A 19,763-nucleotide genomic window follows, 5' to 3' on the forward strand; every position below is an offset into this window, starting at 1 on the left:
TCATAGGAGGTCAGGGCAAATGGGGGCTGCACGCTATCTGAAGAGAGGTCGAGTTGCGGATCGGGCAGCTGCCTGCGATGGCCGATGCGATTGATTCCGAGCGCCCTCGCATCGATTGATCGTTAGGCCTGAATTGACAATCGACAAGCTTCATCGATTGATTCAGCCGTGCATATGTTGATTGCCACTGAGAATTGGCTCTGACTCATATGTGGACCGGCCCGGTTAGCAAGATGTTGGCCGCGTAATTACCTTTGCACGCGGCTCCATCCGATCCATGATCTGTTCTCAGCGCAACTCAGCGTGTAGCTTTTTCGAGAAGCGATGCCTGCTGATAGAAGGCTAAGTCCTCCATTTCGTATGCAGGTGGGGTGTCGCTGGCACGATTGTCGTGCAGCCGTTTCCAGTGTGCAAACAGACCCATGATGTGTGGAGGATCGCCGTGGATTTCGGTGAAACCGCCATTCAGTTCACGGGTGTCGAAATAGGCTGCGTTCACTTCGTCGGCATAAAGTTCGGTGGCGAGTACGTAGCCCATGTCGATCCAGCGCCGGCGCTCGGCCGCGAAGTCGCTGACGAGGTAGGCGACGTGATGGAAGCCTTCTTCGCCAGGCGCAAACATGTCGCGGTAGATTGACGGCTTTTCGTCGTGCTGCTCGATGAACTGGATCATCATGTCGCCAAGGTAGCCGAAGGCATAGGATACGTCGGCCTCCTGCGCAGTGCCGCGATACGTAAATTCGTCACAGTGGTGATGGCGCACCATGCAGAAAGGGCCTGCACCGAAGGCGTCGGACCACTTGCGGGCGGCTTCGTCTATGCTGGTGACGAACCAGGCCTGCTGAAATAATGCGCGCTTCATGATGGATCCTTATTCGGCCGCTTCGGTAAGCGTGTGTTCGACGAAGGGCGACAGCACCTGCTGCACCTTCAGCTTGTCCGGCACGCGCAGCGCGCCGATGCGGCGGTCCACTTCTTCGTGGAACCAGTATATCCGGCGTTCTTGGTAATTGATCATCATGCCCGTGAAGCCGCCGGACTGGAGACTGCGCTGGATCGGGGCGAGGTTCATCATGTCTTCTTCCAGAACCGCGTCGAAGATCGGCAGGAAACGGTCCCAGAATGCCGGGATATCACCATCCCCCCAATCCGGCGCAACGTAGATGGCCTGCAACGTGCAGTGGCCGACGCCGTCCGGCCAGAACAGCAGGATGGGAAATCCGGTTGGCTCGACTGGAGAAATCAAGTTGGGGAACGCCATGTAGGCGACGTTGTTGGCGCGGAAGAAATCGGGCATCGAGGGGATGTCCGGCGCTCCTTCGAATTCGACGAAATTGAGCCCCTGGTTCATTTTCTTGCGGGTCGCCATGCGCGAATGGCCGCCCTCCATCAGGCCCATCGCCGCCGCCTTGCTGTCCAGCATGATGCCGGCATTGGTCGGGTGGATGGTGTTGATGTGGTAGACTTCCAGGAAGGCGTCCATCGCCACCTTCCAGTTGCACGCGATCGAATATTCCTGGACGTGGACGGTCCGCAGGTTCTCCATGCCGACGCAATCGAGTTCCGCGACCAGCGGGCCAAGATAGTCAGCCAATGGCATCGCGTCACGGTCCAGGTTGACGAAGACCCAGCCGCCCCAAATATCGCAGGACGCCTCGATCAGTCCGCGCGCCTTCTTGTCCAGGCAGGGGAAATCCCGTTCGTCGGGCACGCCCTTGAGGCTGCCGTCGAGCCCGTAGGACCAGCTGTGATACTGACAGCGCAGCAGCTTGGTGTTGCCACGATCACAGCGCACCACGGGCGCGCCGCGATGCCTGCAGGTATTGTAGAAAGCACGCAGGATCTGATCCTGGCCCCGGACCAGCAGCAGGGGAACGCCCAGCCGGTCCCATAGCCGGTAATCGCCCGGATTGCGCAGATCCTCGTCGCGACCGGCACAGACCCAGCTTTTCGTCAGGACGTGTTCGCGTTCGAGTTCGTGGAATTCGGCGCTGGTGTAACGGCCTCCGGGAATTTCGGGGAGTGGTGGAAAATCGGGACGCGGTTCGCCGCGTGCAGACTCGAATTCGATGATTTTCTCGACCTCGGCATAAATGCTGCCAGACATCGGCATTTCCTCTCTCGAAACCCTGTCCCGTTTTTCATCCAAAATAACATAATGATATTATTGTATTTATATGTTCGGCTTGGTGAGTGATGCAACCGTATATCCGCGTTCAACTCTACTATCGAAATGAATAGATGAGCCCGGTCTTGATCGAGCGCATGCATCGCACATTCGCACATAAAAATAAACTGCGTTAAAGTTATCGAGTCCGCCGTCAATGACCGGACCCGCAACAAGCAAGACCATAACGGGTAGAGGAGAGGGAAGATGAAGGGCATGAGTACAACTGCGTGCGGACGCCGCGCGGCGTGGCTGGGTGCGGCGGCGCTGACGGGAGCGATCTGGGCGGTGCCGGCGGCAGCGCAGGAAGCGGCGGGGGCGTCTCCGCAGACCAACGGGCCGGAGGATTTCGGGACGATCGTGGTCACTGCGCGCCGCCGCGCGGAAGCGCTGCAGGACACGCCGGTGGCGATCACCGCGATCCAGCCTGCGCAGTTGGAGACGAAGGGCACGCTGAACATCGGCGATCTTCAGGGTGTGGCGCCCAACATGCTGATCACGCAGCAGCCCACAGGCTCGTCCGCGGCAAATATTTCGATCCGGGGCATCGCCTTCGCCGATGTGGAAAAGAGCTTTGATCCTGCCGTCGGCATCTATGTGGACGATGTCTATATAGGCACTTCCACGGGCCAGTACCTCGACTTTTTCGATATCGATTCGATCGAGGTCCTGCGAGGGCCGCAGGGTACGCTGTTCGGGCGTAACACCATCGCCGGTGTCATCAACATCCAGCGCACCAGGCCGACGATGGAGTTCGGCGGCAAGTTCGAGGCGACCATGTCCAGCTTCGGCACCATCGGCCTGCGGGGCGTGGTCAACATTCCGGTGATCGAGGACAAGCTGGGTATCAAGCTGTTCGAGTTCCACCAGCAGAGCGACGGTTTCCAGAAGGACGTGAGCACTGGCAAGCGTCTGGGCAAAACCAATAGCGAGAATTTCGGCGCTGCGATCCGCTTCAAGCCGACAGACACCCTCGACATGATCCTGACGCTGGAGAAGCAGGATCAGGTCTTCGAATCCTACATGGCATCCACCTCGATCCCGGGCGACGTCTTCTGCGGTTTCCTGCCGGCGGGTGCCTGCGGCGGCAATATGACCGGCGATCTCTACAAGGTGTACAAGGGCGTCGACGCGCCCGGTTTCTACAAGGCCAAGGCCGCCACGCTCAACGTGAAATGGGATGCCGGGCCGGTCGAACTCACATCGATCACTTCGTATCGCAAGAGCCGTGAGCATGTGATCTTCGATGTCGGCACTGCGGGCCTGTTTGTGGCGGACCGGCCCCAGACCTACGACCAGTTCAGCCAGGAATTGCGCTTCGCGGGCGATCTGTTCAAGGGTTTCGACTACGTTGCGGGCCTCTATTATTTCGAAAGCGATTATGAACTGAACCAGAGCACGTTCGTGTTCGGCGCGCCTGCGGGCGGCATCAACGTCATCGGCCATTCGCAAAGCTATGCCGGCTTCGTCGACTTCAACTGGCAGGTCCTGGACACCGTCCGCCTGTCTGGCGGCGGGCGCTATACCGAGGACAAGAAGCGCTATCGCTTCCCGCTCATCATCGAGGACACGGTCGGCAAGAAGTGGAGCAAGTTCACCCCCAAGGTGACGCTGGACTGGCGGCCGAACGATGGCGTGATGCTGTATGGAACATGGTCTCGCGGGTATCGTTCGGGCGGGTTCAGCGGACGCGCGGGTACGCCATTTTCGGCCAGCACGCCCTATAATCCCGAATCCGTGGACAGCTTCGAAGTGGGTGCCAAGACGAAATGGCTGGGTGGCCGAATGACACTGAACGTCGCGGGTTTCTATACCGACTACAAGGATATCCAGCAAAGCAGCGTCATCACCGCCGACACGGCGCAGGGTAACGAGACGGTTGTGGTCAACGCGGCGGGCGCCAAGATCAAGGGGGTCGAGATGGACCTTGCCTACGAGCCCGTCGACCGCCTGCACCTGCGCGCGGCACTCGGGTATACCGACAGTAAGTTCAAGGGCTTCATCATCGGCCAGCCGATCACCACGCCAAGCGGCGCGGCCTATCTTCAGCAGCTCGATTATTCGGGAGTCGATCCGATCTTCGCGCCCAAGTGGACGGTTTCGCTCAATGGCGACTACACCATACCGCTGGGCAAGGCCGACGTGACGCTCTCGGCCGGGTATCGCTATCTTGCCGCTTACGATCAGCAGATCGCTCCCGATCCGGCGATCTATGCGCAGTTGCTGGCGGCGGGCCCCAGCGTCACCCCGCTTTCCGTGCCGCGCAATGATCCGCGCGTGCGATCGGACCCGCAGAACCTGCTGGACCTGAGCATCTCGGCGACGTTCCCGATGAACGAAAGCGGCACGAACGCGCGGCTCACGGCTTTTGCACGCAACGTGCTGGATGATCGGGGGCCGTCGTTCTCGTTCGCGGTCGCGGCCTACCCGAACCTGTTCCACTATGCCGTGCCGCGTGAACCGCGCGTGTTCGGGGCATCGTTCGGCGTGGAATTCTGACAGGCCGCAAGAGGGCGGCAGGGCCATCCTTTGGGATGCGCACTGTCAGCCGTCAGCCGCAGGCTCCGGGCCGAAGCTAAGCCCGGCCTGGAGCCTGCGGACTTCCTCGACGATCTCCTTGCGTACCGTGGCGCGCGCCAGGGGCGTGACGATGCGCAGCGCGCCCAGCAGGGCGAAGCCGGGGTACTGGTCGTCCCGGATATTGCGGCCCGCCCACATGTTCTGCACGGCGATCTGGTCGAACATCATCGAGCGCGCTGTGAAATCCACGTCTACCCAGGCGTGCACCTGGCGTTCCGCCTTCATCAGGATGATGGCCCGGCGGTGCAGGCGTTCGAAGAAGGCGGTAAGGTGAAACTCTTCCGCCGAACTGACAAGGCGGGGTGCCAGCGCGCGTGACAGTTCGGGCGTCTGGAGAACCGCCTCGCAGGTCTTGCGCACGATCGTCAGCAGGCGGGTAAGGCCATCGCCTTCCAGCTGTTCTCCGAAACTTTCGATCAGCATATCGAGGCGCAGCGCGACTGCCTGTGCGACCACGGCCTGCTTGCTGCCGTAAATGTCGTAGAGCGTCTTCTTGGTAACCAGTCCGGCCGCCGCGAGTTCATCGACCGTCACCGCGTCGTAGCCACGCTCGGCCACCAGATCGAGCGTTGCCTTCATGATGCTGGCCCGGCGCTGCAGACGATTTTTGCTCAGCTTCCGTCCGCGCCGATCTGTTGCATATTCCCCGATCCTGTCAGCCAGCTTGCCGTCAATCACCACTGGATTCCTTGAATAATAACATTTTTGCGTACTTTTCCCTTGTGCGGATCATCCATCCCAAGACAAATGATAGCGCCTTTCAAACTATAATATAGGATATTATCGTGGAGAGAACGTCGAGATCAAGCTCGTCACGTCGATAACGGGAAAGGCGAGGGCGCGGGCACGCGACACTTCGCTGCGAGAGAGGGATACGATGGAAGGCAAGGTTCTTCAGGAAAAGGTCGCGATCGTCACCGGGGCAGGGCGGGGGATCGGCCGTGCGATCGCGCTGGCTTACGGGGCGCAAGGGGCGAAGGTGGTCGTCGCCTCCCGCACGCCGTCCACGGTGGAGCGGGTTGCGAAGGAGATCGTCGATGCCGGCGGGACAGCGATCGGCATCGCCTGCGATGTCGGCCGCCGCGATCAGGTCATGGCCTGCGTCGACAAGGCGGTGGAGACGTTCGGGGCCGTCCACATCCTCGTCAACAACGCACAGGGGTTCGGCACCGAGGCGGACCCGCAACCATCCACCGTGTTCGTGGCCTGCGAGGATACCGACGAGGACGAGTGGGAATACACGTTCCGCACCGGGGCAACCGCCAGCCTGTGGTTCATGAAGGCCTGCTTCCCGCACATGAAGAAGGCGGGCTGGGGCAAGATCATCAATTTCGCTTCCAGTTCCGGCCAGATCGGGTTCGAGGGCAACACCTGCTACAACGCGACCAAGGAGGCGATCCGTGCCCTTTCGCGTACCGCCGCGCGCGAATGGGGGCAGCATGGGATCACCGTGAACATCATCAATCCCGCGCTGGAAACCCGGGCCTTCGACAAGTGGAAGCAGGCGCGCCCGGAATTCGTCGAGGCGCTGAAGGACAAGATTCCTATGCGCCGCCTGGGCGATCCCGACCGTGATGCTGGCCCGATCGCGGTGTTCCTCGCCAGTCCCGGTTCTGACTACATCACCGGGCAGACGGTGATGCTCGAAGGCGGCATGCACACGCTGCCCTGAGGTGGGGAAGGGACATGACGATGCGAAGCGGAGCGAACCGGCAATGGCGAGTGGGGCGGCCCAACGACGATACGGCGGGCGGCATGGCGCTGGTGCGCGGCCACTTCGAACGCTGCGATGGCGATATCCCGGAGGTCGCTGACGGCAAGTTCCTGGTTCGGGCGGAATACTTCTCGCCGGATGCCATGAACCATGCCTGGGTGCGGGGCATGCCCGGAAAGTTCGAGCCGCTTGCCCCCGGTTCCGTGATGCGCGGCGGCATCGCCGGCACGGTGGAGGAAAGCCGCCATCCCGACTGGCCGGAGGGCACGCGCGTTACCGGGTTCCTCGACTGGGCGGACTATAGCCTGAGCGACGGGACCGATCACATGGGAGCGCTGCTGCAACGCATTCCCGACGGCGTGGCAATGGCCAGCGGCCTCGTTACCCTGGGCATGAGCGGGGTGTGTGCATGGCTGGGACTGGCCCATTTCACCCGTCCCCGGCCGGGCGACACGGTCCTCGTCTCCGGGGCTTCGGGGGCGATCGGCTCGGTGGCGGGGCAGCTGGTGCCGCTGTTCGGCGCACGCCCGGTAGGGATCGCCGGCGGCGCCGAGAAATGCGCGGCGGCGCTTGCCAGCGGCTTCGACGCCATGGTTGACTACAAGGCGCCAGACCTCGCCGGGCAGATCGCGGGAGCGTGCTCCGATGGCGTCGACGTTTTCTTCGACAACGTCGGCGGGGAACTGCTGGACGCGGCGCTCGTCAACATGCGGCACGGCGGACAGGTCCTGATCTGCGGCGGCACCGCGCATTACGGCGCCCGGCCCACCCCGATCTATAATCACATTCACATGGCGATGCGTTCGCTGACGATGCGCGGCTTTTTCTATTTCGATCACGTGGACTTGTGGGACGAGGCACGGAGGCGGCTTGCGCAGTGGTTGCGGGAAGGGCGCATCCGCGAATGGCTGGATGTCTCGGATGGCTTCGATGCGGTGCCCGATGCGGCTCTGGCCGGGTTCCACGGCGGCGTAAAGGGACGCAAGTTGGTGAAGATCGCCTGAAATACGAAGGAAAGAAAAGACCATGGCGGAGAGAGATGCCAAGCTGAAACCCGGCGACGCGCGCAGTGACGGTATCGACTGGAACGCGCTGATGGCGCTCGATTCCCGTCCCGTCCCCGCCTTCCTCACCGAGGACAGCTACGCCTTTCGCGGCTCCGACCCGGTCCCGGCGCAGCGTTATACCAGCGAGGCCTTTGCGCGTCTTGAGCGCGAACGCATGTGGCCCAACGTGTGGCAGTTCGCCGCGCGGGACGAGGATCTGCCGGAGCCCGGCGATTTCGTCGTCTACGAGAACGCCGGACGCAGTTTCCTTGTGACGCGGCAGGAAGATGGCTCGGTGCGGGCGATGCACAACGTCTGTCTCCACCGCGGACGCAAGCTCCGCATCGAGGACGGCAGCGCAGACCGCTTCATCTGCCCTTTCCACGGTTTCGCCTGGAACAAGGACGGCGGCTTCGCCTCGATGCCCTGCCAATGGGATTTCCCACACCTGAAGCCACAGGACATGGCGCTCCCGCAGGCGGAAGTGGCGCGCTGGGCGGGCTATATCTTCTTGCGCGAAACGCCGGGCGGGCCGAGCCTGGAAGAATTCCTCGCACCCTTACCGGAACACTTCGCGCGCTGGCGACACGAGGAATGCGCGACTGTTGTGCGCGTCGCCAAGGCGGTGCCGGCCAACTGGAAAGTGGTGATGGAGGCGTTCATGGAGGCCTTGCACACCGTCGTCACCCATCCGCAACTACTGCCCTTCACCGGCGACTGCAATGCCGGCTACCGGACCTGGGGCGAGAACGTGAACGTCAACCTCGTGCCCTTCGGGATCATGAGCCCGCACATCGCCGATGCACAGGACGAGCAGTGGATCGTCGACGAGTTCGTCAAGTTCAACGGCCGTTCCTCCGACAATTACGACCCGAACGCCGATCCCATGGCCGTCACCGTGCCGGAAGGCAGGACCGCGCGGCAGGCGCTGGGCGATGCCATGCGCGAGGTCTATACGGCGCAGACCGGCTATGACCATGCCGAGGCGACCGACTGCGAACTGCTGGACGGGCTGGTCTACAATGTGTTCCCCAATTTTGCGCCCTGGGGCGGGTTCATGCCAAACATTGTCTACCGCTGGTTCCCCGGCGACACGCCCGACACCTGCGTCATGGAAGTTCGTGTCCTCGCCCGGGTAAAGAAGGGTGAGCCGATACCTCGCGGTGCGCCTCTGAAATTCCTCGGCATCGACCAGAAGTGGACCGACGCGCCGGAGTTGGGGATGCTGGGCGAGGTGTTCGAGCAGGATATGGACAACCTGCCGCATGTGCACGCGGGACTGCATGCCTCGAAGACAGGCCGGGTGAACCTGGCCAATTACCAGGAAATCCGCATTCGCCAGTTTCAGGACACGCTTGCCCGATACGTAGGCGGGGATGTTGACGACAAAGGAGCGGGGGCGTCATGATCTCGTTAAGAAGGCACCCTTCGCGGCAAAGTTCGTCTGCTTCGGTGATCGCTGCGGAGTTCGGCCGGCCGCGCGGCAAGCCCACCGGGGAAATGTCGCTGGCCGATCTCGACGCGGTCAGGATCGTCGAGCCTCAGGGCATCCGCAAGGCGGCGGAGGCACTACGCCGACTGGCGGCAGGGAAAGGCCTGCGGGTCGCCTGCGCCTACGATCTGACAGACAAACGGACGCCCGTCGATATCGACGGCACCGTCCTTGCCCGCGAAGTCTTCGGTTGGGGCGCTGGGGACGAAGTCTGGTGGCGCAATTCGCGCATCGCCCTCAATTCGCCGATCGTCACCGCTTGCCGGTTCGAGACCGAACCTTTCTGGGTCAACGCCGGAGGGTTCCACACCCATTCGCCCAATCCTTACCTGGCCGGCATCGATCTGGCGGATTTCGAGGCGCGGGCGCTGACCTGCGCGGCGCTGGTGGTGCCGGTGCACATGGCGTTTGGTCAGATCGGCGTCGTCTGCCTGACGCCCGAGGACAATGGACGTACCGACCTTTCGGACGTTTTCGCCGCGCATGGCGACATGCTGGGCATCCATTCCCGGCTGTTCGTGAGCACGTACGTCAAGACCATGGGCGGTGCCCGCGCGCTGCCTGTCGATGCGCTGCTTTCCAAGCGCGAGGTGGAGTGCCTGCGCTGGGCGGCGCTGGGCAAGACCGACCTCGAGATCGGTCTCATCGTCTCGAGGTCGCGCGCGACAGTGCGGTTTCACATCCACAATGCCTCGCTCAAGCTGGACGCGGTGAACCGTTGCCAAACGCTCTTCAAGGCAGCACAGCTGGGCTACATTACGCTTGGCTGAGTATTGCAGTCAAAGCGACCGGGCGGCCAGGTGGCCTTCTCGGATCGCGGTCTGTAGATAGCGCGGGCTACGCACGTCCCCCGCAGCGATGACCGGCAGCGGCCCATTGGCAAGCGCGTCCAGCAATTCGCGGTTGGGCTCGTTGTGCGATACGAACACGGTCGTGTCGGCCTCCACGGTGAAAGCGCTGCCGCCGAAACGGTGTTTCAGTTCCACCTTACCGTCGCCAACGGCCAGGAGTTGGCCATACGTAATCAGGCGGAAGGTGTCGTTCACCGCCAGACGTTCCAGCGCGGCCTCGTCGCTCAGCGCCGGTTCGAGGCCCGGTGCGAAAGACTTGTGCGGAGTGACGAAGGTGACGGCTATGCCCTTGCCAATCAGGTATTCGGCGGCGGCGACCCCATCGTAGTGGCCGGTATCGTCGAATACCACGGCATGTCTGCCCCAGTCCCGGTTGCTGCCTTCGGTCAGCAGTTCGTGGCTCGATACGACCGAATGGTGCGCCATGCCGCCAGCCACCAGCCCGGGGGAGCGGTGCTGTACGCCGTCCAGGCGGGGCAGCGATCCCGTGGCTACAATGACAACATCGGGCGCGAATTCGGCAATGTCCTCCGCCTCGACGAATGTTGAAAGGCGAATCTCGACGCCGAGCCGGCGAACCTCGCGTTCTAGCCAGTGGACGATGTCGGCGATGCCGCCACGGCGCGGGGCCAGCGCAGCGATGTTCACCGCCCCGCCAAGATGGGGGGCCGCCTCTGCCAGAGTGACAGCATGGCCGCGCAGTGCCGCGATACGCGCCGCCTCCAGCCCGGCAGGCCCGCCGCCGATCACCAGAACGCGGCGAAGCACCGGCGCCGGTTCGATAAGGTCTTCCGAAAGGGTTTCTTCGAAGCCGACGGCGGGGTTCACTGTGCAGCCGATCCGACCCACCGTCTGCAGACCGCCGATGCAGCCATGGTTGCAGCCGATACAGGGGCGCACGTCGTCCGCGCCTCCCTCGATTGTTTTTCGCACGATGGCGGGGTCGGCGATGTGGGCGCGAGTCATTCCGACAAGATCGCCGTCACCATTGCGGATGACCTGCTCGGCTTCCTCCAGTGTGCGGAAGCGGCCGGTAACGATCACCGGCACTTTGCAGGCCTGCGCAGCTGGACGGTTCGAATCAATTTCGTAGCCGGCAGGTTCGTGCATGGCGCCGATGATGTGATGGGGATCGTAGTCGGTGCCAGCCGAAAGGTTCAAGAAATCAATCATGCCGCGTTCCTCGAAGACGGAGGCGATCCGGCTTACGTCCTGCGGAGTGAGGCCTCCCTCGAAAATCTCGCTGCTCAGCCGCACGCCTAACGCCATGCTCGGCGGGATTGCCGAGCGGACGGCCTCCAGCAGCCGTATCGACAGCCGCAGCCGGTTCTCGAAGCTGCCACCATAGGCATCGTTGCGGCGGTTGTGCAGCGGCGAAAGGAACTGATGGATAAGATAACCGTGCGCCATGTGAAGTTCGGCGCCGTCCAGGTTACCCTTGGCGCAGTCCTTGGCGGCCCGCACGTAACAGTCGACCAGAAAGTCGATCTGCGCAAGAGACATCGCCTGAGCGGGGATGCCCAGCATGCCGCCGACACTATCGGAAGAGGACCATGGCGGCGATCCGTCAAGTTCGGGTATTTCATTGCCGAGGTGGCCAATCTGCTGGAAGATCTTCATGCCATAAGGCGCACATTGCGCCACCAGCTCGCGGTAACCTTCCACTAACCCCGGTGCCCCGGATACGAGGAAGGGATAGGCGCTGGAACCCACTGCTAGCGCCTCGATGATGGTGAGCCCAACCCCGCCCTTTGCACGCTCGACATGATAGGCGATGAGCGCGGAGTTCATCGTCCCGTTGCCGATCCCAGTGCCATGCCCGGTACGCACAACGCGGTTCTTCACCCGCACGGGCCCGATCATGATCGGTGTCAGCACTTTGGAAGGGTTGGCGGGTGCCTTATTCACCAGCTTCATATTCCTGCTCCGCGCGCCATTTGTTGTCATTTATTCGCGCGAGCATAGCATCGGCCAGAGTGCCTGCCGCAACTTGTCTATTGGACAGTCGCCATCTGGGTTCACGGGGTATGCCAGAGACATTCGTATGAGCAAATTTCTACTGTCCCTCGAAAATTCCTAGCAGAATGAGGGGATGATTGGTCGGTCAGTCAGCCCCTGCCGGTCCTGATGTCGCGAGACGCAGAGCAGCAGCGCTCAATACGAGCGAGTGAACGAACGTCCGCGATCAGTGCAGAAATTCGAACCGGGGCAGGGTGGTAGTGGCAGATCGACCACCCTCGTTCGTTGATGCGACCGCTGGGAAGGACTGAACCCGCCACATTCTCCAACCCGAAAACGTCTTCCTAAAACTGCCCTAAGTTCGTCTTTGGGTTTGGTCAGAGATACCGTCAACGGCCTTCTTGCCTCAAGCGCCCCGTCCACGTTACAACTAATATCTTTTGCCGGAATCGGACCGGAATAATTGACCCCATGTGCTAATTCCGCGCATCTCCATCGCAGCACTATGTTGACGGAGGACGTGGGATTGGATCGGTTGCAAGCCATGAGGGTTTTCGTCCGGGTGGCAGAGACCGCAAGCTTCGCCGAGACGGCAAGGCAGATGCACCTCAGCCCACCGGCGGTCACACGGGCGATATCCTATCTCGAAGACGAGATCGGCGTTCGCCTTCTTGCGCGGACCACCCGGTCTGTGAAGATGACTGAGGCCGGGCAGCGCTATTTCGACGATTGCAGGCGCATCCTTGCGGATATCGCGGAGGCCGAGGCTTCGGCGGCGGGATCGCATGGCAATCCCGCCGGTACACTCGTAGTCACCGCGCCGGTCATGTTCGGGCAGATGCACGTGCTTCCCGTCCTGCTGGAATATCTCGATCTCTACCCGCGCGTAACCGGCAGGAGCCTGTTCCTCGACCGCAGCGTGAACATCATCGAGGAAGGGATCGATGTCGCGATCAGGATCGGCAATCTGCCGCCTTCGGGCCTGACCGCCACGCGCGTGGGCTGGGTGCGCCGGACGATCTGCGGCGCGCCTTCCTATTTTGCAGAGCACGGCGTTCCCCGATCCCCTGCCGATCTTGCCGAGCACCGCGTCATCATGCCGACCGGCGCCTGGGTTTCGCCCGAGTGGCATTTCGGCCCGGATTCGCGAACAAGCGTCACCGTTCACCCGCGCCTGCTCTGCAACACCAACCAGGCTGCCATAGCCGCAGCCGAACAGGGCTGGGGTATCACTCGCGTGCTGTCCTACCAGATCGATCCGGCACTGGCGCAAGGGCGCCTCCAGTCCGTGCTTGACGATCATGCGGAAAGCCCAATTCCGATACACGTGGTCCATGGCGAGGGCCAACGCGCGACTGCCAAAGTGCGCGCGTTCGTCGACCTTGCCGTCGAAACGCTGCGGAACAACACGCGCCTTCAATAGGCGTCATGTCCAATAGTCGTCATGGCGCGATAATTCCAATTATCGGAATAATGATTTTCAAAATGGGCGAATTGTCACCTAAAAAAGTAATAATTATACCCTTTTCCAGAAGCTGACGCAGATTGCTCAGCGGTTTCGACGAGGGTGGAAAAATGACGAAGCAGCTGATCCTGTCCCTGATGCTTGCGAGCGCGTCCATTCCCGTTCCGAACGTTGCAGTGGCGGCGCCCACGCAGCAAATCACCAGGTCCAGCACGGCACCGGGCACCGTTCATTACCGCACCGCGACCATCGAGGGCGTGAAGATGTTCTACCGGGAAGCGGGCCCGGCCGATGGCCCGGTGGTCCTCTTGCTTCACGGCTTCCCCACTTCCTCGCACATGTTCCGCAACCTGATCCCGCTGCTTGCGGATCGCTACCATGTGATCTCTCCGGACTATCCAGGCTTCGGCGGGAGCGACGCGCCCGATCACAAGCAGTTCGCCTACGGCTTCGGACACTATGCCGATATGTTCGATGCGTTGATGGGCCAGATCGGTGCCGAACGCTATGCGATGTACGTCATGGATTACGGCGCTCCGGTGGGCTACCGGCTGGCTCTGAAGCACCCCGAGCGGGTGAGCGGTCTGATTGTCCAGAACGGCAACGCCTATGACGAAGGGCTCGGCGCGTTTTGGGATCCCATCAAGACTTACTGGAAAAGCGGTTCGGCGAAGGACCGGGCAGCACAAGCTTGGCTGGTGACGCCGAAGGCGACCAGGTTCCAGTACACCGACGGTGTCCGTGACGTGTCGCGGATCAGCCCGGACAACTGGGTTCACGACCAAGCGCTGCTCGATCGTCCGGGCAACAGCGAGATCCAGCTCGACTTGTTCTACGACTACCGCACCAATGTGCCGCTTTACCCGCAGTTCCAGCAGTTCTTTCGCGAGCGCAAGCCGCCGACGATCATCCTGTGGGGCAAGAACGACACGATCTTCCCCGAATCCGGCGCGCACCCGTACCTGCGGGATCTGCCCGAGGCCGAACTCCATATCCTCGATACCGGGCATTTCGCCCTCGAGGACAAGCTGGACGAGATGGCGCCGCTGATCCGGGATTTCCTCGACCGCAAGGTCGCGCCGCGCTGAACGACGGTGGGTCAGTCTCCGCACTGCCCCGTCCGCCGATCCTGCAACACATCGGAAGATACGCCATGTCTTACGGATTTCTCGATATCGCCATGACCCCCAGCGTCCGCGCGGCCCAGGCGGAGATGGGCGCAGACAGGCAGTGGGCCAATTTCGAGGGGGACCGCGAATTCGACCGGTTCACCGCGAGCGAGGCTGCCTTTATTACCGCGCGCGACAGCTTCTACATGGGGTCCGTCTCGGAAGACGGCTGGCCCTATGTCCAGCACCGCGGCGGTCCTGCCGGATTTCTCAAAATGATCGACGAGCGCACGCTGGCCTTCGCCGACTATCGCGGCAACCGCCAGTACATCAGCACCGGCAATCTGGCCGCGAACGACCGGGCCTCGCTGTTTCTGGTGGACTATCCCCGCCGCATGCGGCTCAAGATCTACGCCCACGTGGACAAGCTGTCGCTTGACGAAGATCCGGCACTGACCGATCTCGTCGTGGACAAGGGCTACAAGGCGCGGCCCGAGCGCATCTTCCGGTTCCGGCTGAAGGCGTTCGACTGGAACTGCCCCCAGCACATCACGCCCCGCTTCACTGAGCGGGAGATCGAACAGGCAGTGCGCCCGCTGCATGAGCGGATAGCCGGGCTGGAAGCGGAGAACGAGGCGCTGCGCGTCCGGATCGAACAACGAGGAGAAGCATGATGGAAAGTTCGCGCCCGCCTTTACCACCCTTCACGATGGAGACAGCGGCCGAGAAGGTCCGCCTTGCCGAGGATGGCTGGAACAGCCGTGATCCCGAAAAGGTAGCCATCGCCTACACTCCGGACAGCCAGTGGCGCAATCGCGGCGAATTCCTGAACGGCCGCACCGCCATCATCGCGTTCCTGATGCGCAAGTGGCAGCGCGAGATGGATTACCGGCTGATCAAGGAATTGTGGGCCTTTCGGGACAACCGCATCGCCGTGCGCTTCGCATACGAATGGCATGACGACAGCGGTAACTGGTTCCGCTCCTATGGCAACGAGAACTGGGAATTCAACGAGAGGGGACTGATGCAAAGGCGACTTGCCTCCATCAACGACACGCCGATCGCGGTGGAAGACCGGCGCTTTCACTGGCCTCTGGGTCGGCGTCCCGACGAACATACGGGTCTGAGCGACCTCGGCTTCTAGCGACTGCTCCCGTCCTTCCCGACGAAATCAATTGCGGCAGTCGCTTTCAATGCCAGCCATTTTTAGGCCGCTGCCGACCCTTATCGGCCGCTTAGCCGCCAATTTTCGATTCCTAGGTGCGGACGGTCCGCAACCTCGACAGATGTCGGCCAGAAGCCGTCTTCCGACAATCGGTAAGGCGATAGCGGCTTTGCCCCACTTCACCTCACATGTCGGCAGAGGACTTTGGGGCGCTGATTTAGGCCCGGGGAACATCCACATTCAGAAGCAACTCATCGAACTGCTCCATGCCCTTGTCATTCAGCATTTGCCCTGTCGACCCAAAAGTTAGCGCCAAGATGCTACACATCGAAATATATTTCCATAAAATTGCTGAGGTCATCAAACCGTCACGGCTTTGACGGCGAAGAGTCATGAGTGGTTTCTAGTGGGCCCCCAACATAAAAATCTCTTCGGGGCACATCTCACATGCGTATCACCAAGCGGGCCTTGGCGTCGTCGACGTCGGCCATCCTGTTCGCGGCCATCGCGCTTCCGGCATCCGCCCAAACGGCACCCGATGCCGAGGCCGGCATCAACGGCGAGGACATCGTCGTCACCGGCAGCTATGCGCGAAGCCTGCGCGCCGCTACCGAGGCGAAGCGCACCGCGTCGTACCAGGTCGATTCGATCAACTCGACCGATATTGGCAAGTTTCCCACCCAGAACGTCGCCGAGGCGCTTCAGCTGGTGACCGGCGTTGCGATCACCCGTCCGCGCGGCGAGGGGCTAAACGTCAGCGTGCGCGGCCTTGGCCCGCAGTTCCAGAACACCCTGCTCAACGGTAGCCCCGTGGCGGTGAACGAAGTGATCGAGAATGGCGGCGCCGCCGGCCGTCAGTTCCGCTTCGAGATGCTGCCGGCCGAGTTCACCTCCAGCATCGACGTCGTCAAGACGCCGACCTCGGACATGACCGAGGGCGCGCTGGGCGGCAACATCAACGTCAAGACCTTCGAGCCGTTCGACGTCGGCACCAAGACCACGCTCAACGTGCGCGGCACCTACACCGAGCAGACCGGCAAGGTTAAGCCGAACGCCACTGTGATCACCAGCTGGGTCAACAACGACGACACCTTCGGAATCCTGCTTGGCGGCCAGTACTGGGCCAAGGACGTGCGCAACGACCGCTGGTACAACGCCGGCTGGTACAAGGATCGCTTCGCCTCGCAGCTGGGCCAGACCGGCCTCTATCTGCCCACGCGTACGCGTGCGACGGTCGAGACGGAAAAGCGCGAGCGTATCTCGGGCATGCTGTCGATGCAGTGGCGTCCGAACCCGGAAATGACGACGACGTTGAACGTCCTCGCCACCCGGCTCGACGTGGCTTACGACGAATACGGCCTCGACATCTATCCCGACGACAGCAGCGTTGCCGGCCACCGTCCCACCATCGTCCCGGGCAGCGTCGTGCTTGACGGCGACACCGTGGTGAAGGCCACGATCAACGACGTGCGCTTCATGGCCTCGCGCGAGTATAGCCTCAACCGCCACGACCTGTTCAACGTCGGCCTGCGCCAGACGTGGGATCATGATGCCTGGCATGTCGCGGGTACGGTGAACTGGTCCTACGCGCACAGCTATCACCCCAGCTACGACGTCGGTACCGTGCGCAGCCGCGCCATGTTCTTCGCCCCGCTGAACTATGACGCGACGCGCGGCTACAAGGAAGTGCCGGACTTCAACACTACGGTCGATCCCACTAACGCGGCCAATTACCAGCTCTACCAGTTCAACATCGCACCCAAGAACAGCAAGGACTGGAACTTCTATACCCGTGCCGACGTGGCCCACGATTTTGAGGGCATCATTTCGAAAATTGCCGTCGGCGGCGAATACCAGTTCCGCAAGCGCGACTATTCGCGCCGCGATTTCCTGGTGAACCCTGTTGCGGGCACGCCGCTGTCGAGCCTGGGTTCGGGTGCCTACGAGCAGTTGCCCTTCGACGACTATCTGCAGGGTCTTGGCGGCAACATCCCGCGCAACTTCCTGGTTCCGGTAACGAGAGCGTACCTCGATGCCTTCTTCACCCCCACGGTCGAGAACTCGGCGCTGACCCCGGCTGACCTCGCCGCCTCGTTCCGCACCACCGAGAAGATCCTGAGCGCTTATGCCCGCGCCGATTACGACTTCTCGCTGGGTTCGGTGGCCGTCACCGGCAATGTCGGTGTGCGCTACGTCCACACAAAGCAGGTCGCTAGCGGCAACCTGCGCAGTGGCAACACGATCACGCCGGTCAGCTACCCCAAGACGTTCAACAACGTCCTGCCCAGCTTCAACCTGCGCGCCGAACTGACGCCCGCCCTAGTCGGCCGCCTTGGCGCCAGCCGCGTGCTGACCCGCCCGAACGTGACCGACAGCGCCCCGCGCATCACGATTTCCACCGACGCGCCGACCGCCAGCGGCGGCAACCCGGACCTCGTGCCATTCCTGGCCACCCAGTTCGACGGGTCGCTGGAGTGGTACTTCAGCAAGTCCGGCTCGCTCACCGGCGCGGTGTTCTACAAGTCGATGGATGATTACATCACCCAGCAGAACGTGCCGATCGACATTCCGGGTCGCGGTACGGTGCAGCTAAGCACGCAGGTCAACGGCGGCGATGCCAAGGTTTACGGCTTCGAGGCGGCGTATCAGCAGGTCTTCACCTTCCTGCCGCAGCCGTTCGACGGTCTGGGTTTCCAGGCATCCTACACCCGCACCTCGGTCAAGGCGAACTACACAGCCGGTTCGCGCGTCATCAAGGACGAGATGATTGGCCTGTCGAAGAACAGCTTCAACGTGGTCGGCTTCTTCGAAAAGGGTCCGATCTCGACCCGCCTTTCTTATGTATGGCGCGACCGCTATCTGTCGGGCACTGGCAGCACCACGCAGGCGCCCACCTACACCGCCGCATTCGGCTCGCTCGACGGATCGATCGCCTATCGCCTGACCAGCAACGTCACGCTCAGCCTAGAGGCGATCAACATCGCCAAGGCACGCCAGTACACCTACAACGACCTGCCGATCCGCTACGGCGACATCAACGACTACGGCCGCACGATCCTGTTCGGCGCGCGGGCAGAGTTCTGATGCTGCGCGGGGCGGTTCTGGTAAGCCTGATGCTCGGGGGGGCTTTGGCCTCCCCGGTATCGGCGAAAGACGCGGCGGCTTCCGGGCCGCTGCGGATGAACGATATCCAGGTCGTCGGTTCGCACAACAGCTTCAAGGCGCGCATTCCCGCAGCCGTCATGGACGAGATGCGCCGCCGCGATCCGAAGATGGCCGAGGCGCTGGACTACTACCACCTGCCGCTGTCCGCCCAGCTCGACGCCGGCGTGCGACAGCTGGAGATCGACATCTTTGCCGATCCTAAGGGCGGCCGCTATGCCGCGCCTAAGGGTGAGGCGTTGCTTTCCCCCGCCGAACGCGCCCGCGCGAAGCAGGAGGGCTTCGACGAGGCTGCGATGCGCAAGCCCGGCTACAAGGTGTTGCACATTCCCGACGTCGACTATCGCGCCGTTTGCCCCACCCTGGTCGCCTGCCTGACCGAAGTGAACGCGTGGTCGCGGGCGCACCCCGGCCACCTGCCGATCATGCTGACCCTAAACGCCGCCGATACTGCGAACACGCACGAGATCACGCAGCCGCTGCCGCTCGACGATGCGGGCCTGCTGGATGCACTGGACGCGGAAATCCGTAAGGCACTGCCGGGCAGACGGCTCATCACCCCTGACGAAGTGCGCGGCGACGCGGCCACGCTCGCAGAGGCGGTGAAGACGAAGGGCTGGCCCACGCTGAAGGCTGCTCGGGGACGGATCTACGTTCTGTTCGACGTGCGCAAGGCCGTCTCGGACGTATACCGCGCCGGTCACCCCTCGCTGCGTGGACGGGCGATGTTCGGATGGTATCCCGATGGCGAGCCGGAAAGCGTGATCCAGATCGTGCAGGACCCGCTCTTCGATGGTGTGAAGATCCGAGAATGGGTGAAGGCCGGCGTGATCGTGCGCACCCGCACCGACGCCAACACTATCGAGGCGCGTGCCCACGATTTCACCAAGACCCGCGCGGCGATAAAGAGCGGCGCACAGGCGGTCAGCACGGACTATTATCCCGGTGCGCCCGATCCGCTGGGCCTGCATTTCGCCGTCACTCTGCCCAATGGCGCGATGGCGGGTTGCAGTCGGTTACGCGTGGCCGAACCCTGCGCCGTAAAGCCCTGAC

At 62.2% G+C, this 19,763-nt stretch carries 16 protein-coding genes; 11 read left to right on the forward strand and 5 right to left on the reverse strand.

The features are described 5' to 3' along the window. Positions 1 to 298 precede the first annotated feature (298 nt). Positions 299 to 862, reverse strand: coding sequence for a VOC family protein (locus TQ38_RS24360; protein ID WP_043970260.1), 564 nt, complete (start codon positions 860 to 862; stop codon positions 299 to 301). A 9-nt stretch (positions 863 to 871) separates the two neighbouring features. Beyond that, complete coding sequence (locus tag TQ38_RS24365; protein WP_052505510.1) at positions 872 to 2,107, reverse strand: aromatic ring-hydroxylating dioxygenase subunit alpha; 1,236 nt, start codon at positions 2,105 to 2,107, stop codon at positions 872 to 874. Between the two features lie 276 nt (positions 2,108 to 2,383). Here TQ38_RS24365 and TQ38_RS24370 point away from each other — a divergent pair, with 276 nt between their 5' ends. Continuing rightward, on the forward strand, positions 2,384 to 4,666 hold the full coding sequence (locus tag TQ38_RS24370) for a TonB-dependent receptor (RefSeq protein WP_043970749.1): 2,283 nt from the start codon (positions 2,384 to 2,386) through the stop codon (positions 4,664 to 4,666). A 45-nt stretch (positions 4,667 to 4,711) separates the two neighbouring features. Here the strand turns inward: TQ38_RS24370 and TQ38_RS24375 are convergent, their stop codons facing one another. Further along, a complete protein-coding gene (locus tag TQ38_RS24375; RefSeq protein ID WP_240198086.1) occupies positions 4,712 to 5,326 on the reverse strand; it encodes a TetR/AcrR family transcriptional regulator in 615 nt (204 codons plus the stop codon). Positions 5,327 to 5,624: 298 nt separating this feature from the next. On the opposite strand from TQ38_RS24375, the gene TQ38_RS24380 reads away from it, so the two are divergent. From TQ38_RS24380 to TQ38_RS24395, 4 genes are all read left to right on the forward strand, one after another. Further along, a complete protein-coding gene (locus TQ38_RS24380) occupies positions 5,625 to 6,419 on the forward strand; it encodes an SDR family NAD(P)-dependent oxidoreductase (RefSeq protein WP_043970264.1) in 795 nt (264 codons plus the stop codon). 14 nt (positions 6,420 to 6,433) lie between these two features. After that, on the forward strand, positions 6,434 to 7,465 hold the full coding sequence (locus TQ38_RS24385; RefSeq protein ID WP_240198087.1) for an NADP-dependent oxidoreductase: 1,032 nt from the start codon (positions 6,434 to 6,436) through the stop codon (positions 7,463 to 7,465). Between the two features lie 22 nt (positions 7,466 to 7,487). Continuing rightward, positions 7,488 to 8,915, forward strand: coding sequence for an SRPBCC family protein (locus TQ38_RS24390; RefSeq protein WP_043970267.1), 1,428 nt, complete (start codon positions 7,488 to 7,490; stop codon positions 8,913 to 8,915). A 92-nt stretch (positions 8,916 to 9,007) separates the two neighbouring features. Further along, positions 9,008 to 9,769, forward strand: a complete 762-nt coding sequence (locus TQ38_RS24395) for a helix-turn-helix transcriptional regulator (protein ID WP_043970753.1) — start codon at positions 9,008 to 9,010, stop codon at positions 9,767 to 9,769. A 9-nt stretch (positions 9,770 to 9,778) separates the two neighbouring features. Here TQ38_RS24395 and TQ38_RS24400 read toward each other — a convergent pair whose 3' ends face one another. After that, positions 9,779 to 11,767, reverse strand: coding sequence for an FAD-dependent oxidoreductase (locus TQ38_RS24400; protein ID WP_043970270.1), 1,989 nt, complete (start codon positions 11,765 to 11,767; stop codon positions 9,779 to 9,781). Positions 11,768 to 12,353: 586 nt separating this feature from the next. Between TQ38_RS24400 and TQ38_RS24405 the strand changes: the two genes are divergently transcribed. The 4 genes from TQ38_RS24405 (at position 12,354) to TQ38_RS24420 (ending at position 15,527) form a co-directional block, all read left to right on the forward strand. Further along, on the forward strand, positions 12,354 to 13,232 hold the full coding sequence (locus TQ38_RS24405) for a LysR family transcriptional regulator (RefSeq protein ID WP_370059813.1): 879 nt from the start codon (positions 12,354 to 12,356) through the stop codon (positions 13,230 to 13,232). A 152-nt stretch (positions 13,233 to 13,384) separates the two neighbouring features. Continuing rightward, positions 13,385 to 14,362, forward strand: coding sequence for an alpha/beta fold hydrolase (locus TQ38_RS24410; RefSeq protein WP_043970274.1), 978 nt, complete (start codon positions 13,385 to 13,387; stop codon positions 14,360 to 14,362). A 65-nt stretch (positions 14,363 to 14,427) separates the two neighbouring features. Further along, complete coding sequence (locus tag TQ38_RS24415) at positions 14,428 to 15,057, forward strand: pyridoxamine 5'-phosphate oxidase family protein (protein ID WP_043970276.1); 630 nt, start codon at positions 14,428 to 14,430, stop codon at positions 15,055 to 15,057. Beyond that, positions 15,057 to 15,527, forward strand: a complete 471-nt coding sequence (locus TQ38_RS24420; RefSeq protein ID WP_043970277.1) for a nuclear transport factor 2 family protein — start codon at positions 15,057 to 15,059, stop codon at positions 15,525 to 15,527. The genes TQ38_RS24415 and TQ38_RS24420 overlap by 1 nt, the downstream gene beginning before the upstream one ends. 238 nt (positions 15,528 to 15,765) lie before the next feature. Here the strand turns inward: TQ38_RS24420 and TQ38_RS30155 are convergent, their stop codons facing one another. Next, positions 15,766 to 15,942, reverse strand: coding sequence for a hypothetical protein (locus TQ38_RS30155; protein WP_162792365.1), 177 nt, complete (start codon positions 15,940 to 15,942; stop codon positions 15,766 to 15,768). 53 nt (positions 15,943 to 15,995) lie between these two features. Between TQ38_RS30155 and TQ38_RS24425 the strand changes: the two genes are divergently transcribed. Both TQ38_RS24425 and TQ38_RS24430 read left to right on the forward strand, forming a co-directional pair. Then, positions 15,996 to 18,632 carry a TonB-dependent receptor gene (locus TQ38_RS24425; RefSeq protein ID WP_043970280.1) on the forward strand — a complete coding sequence of 879 codons (2,637 nt, stop codon included), beginning with the start codon at positions 15,996 to 15,998 and terminating at the stop codon, positions 18,630 to 18,632. Next, positions 18,632 to 19,762, forward strand: a complete 1,131-nt coding sequence (locus TQ38_RS24430; protein WP_240198088.1) for a Ca2+-dependent phosphoinositide-specific phospholipase C — start codon at positions 18,632 to 18,634, stop codon at positions 19,760 to 19,762. The genes TQ38_RS24425 and TQ38_RS24430 overlap by 1 nt, the downstream gene beginning before the upstream one ends. Position 19,763: the final 1 nt, after the last annotated feature.

It is taken from the genome of Novosphingobium sp. P6W (assembly GCF_000876675.2).
Classification (GTDB): domain Bacteria; phylum Pseudomonadota; class Alphaproteobacteria; order Sphingomonadales; family Sphingomonadaceae; genus Novosphingobium.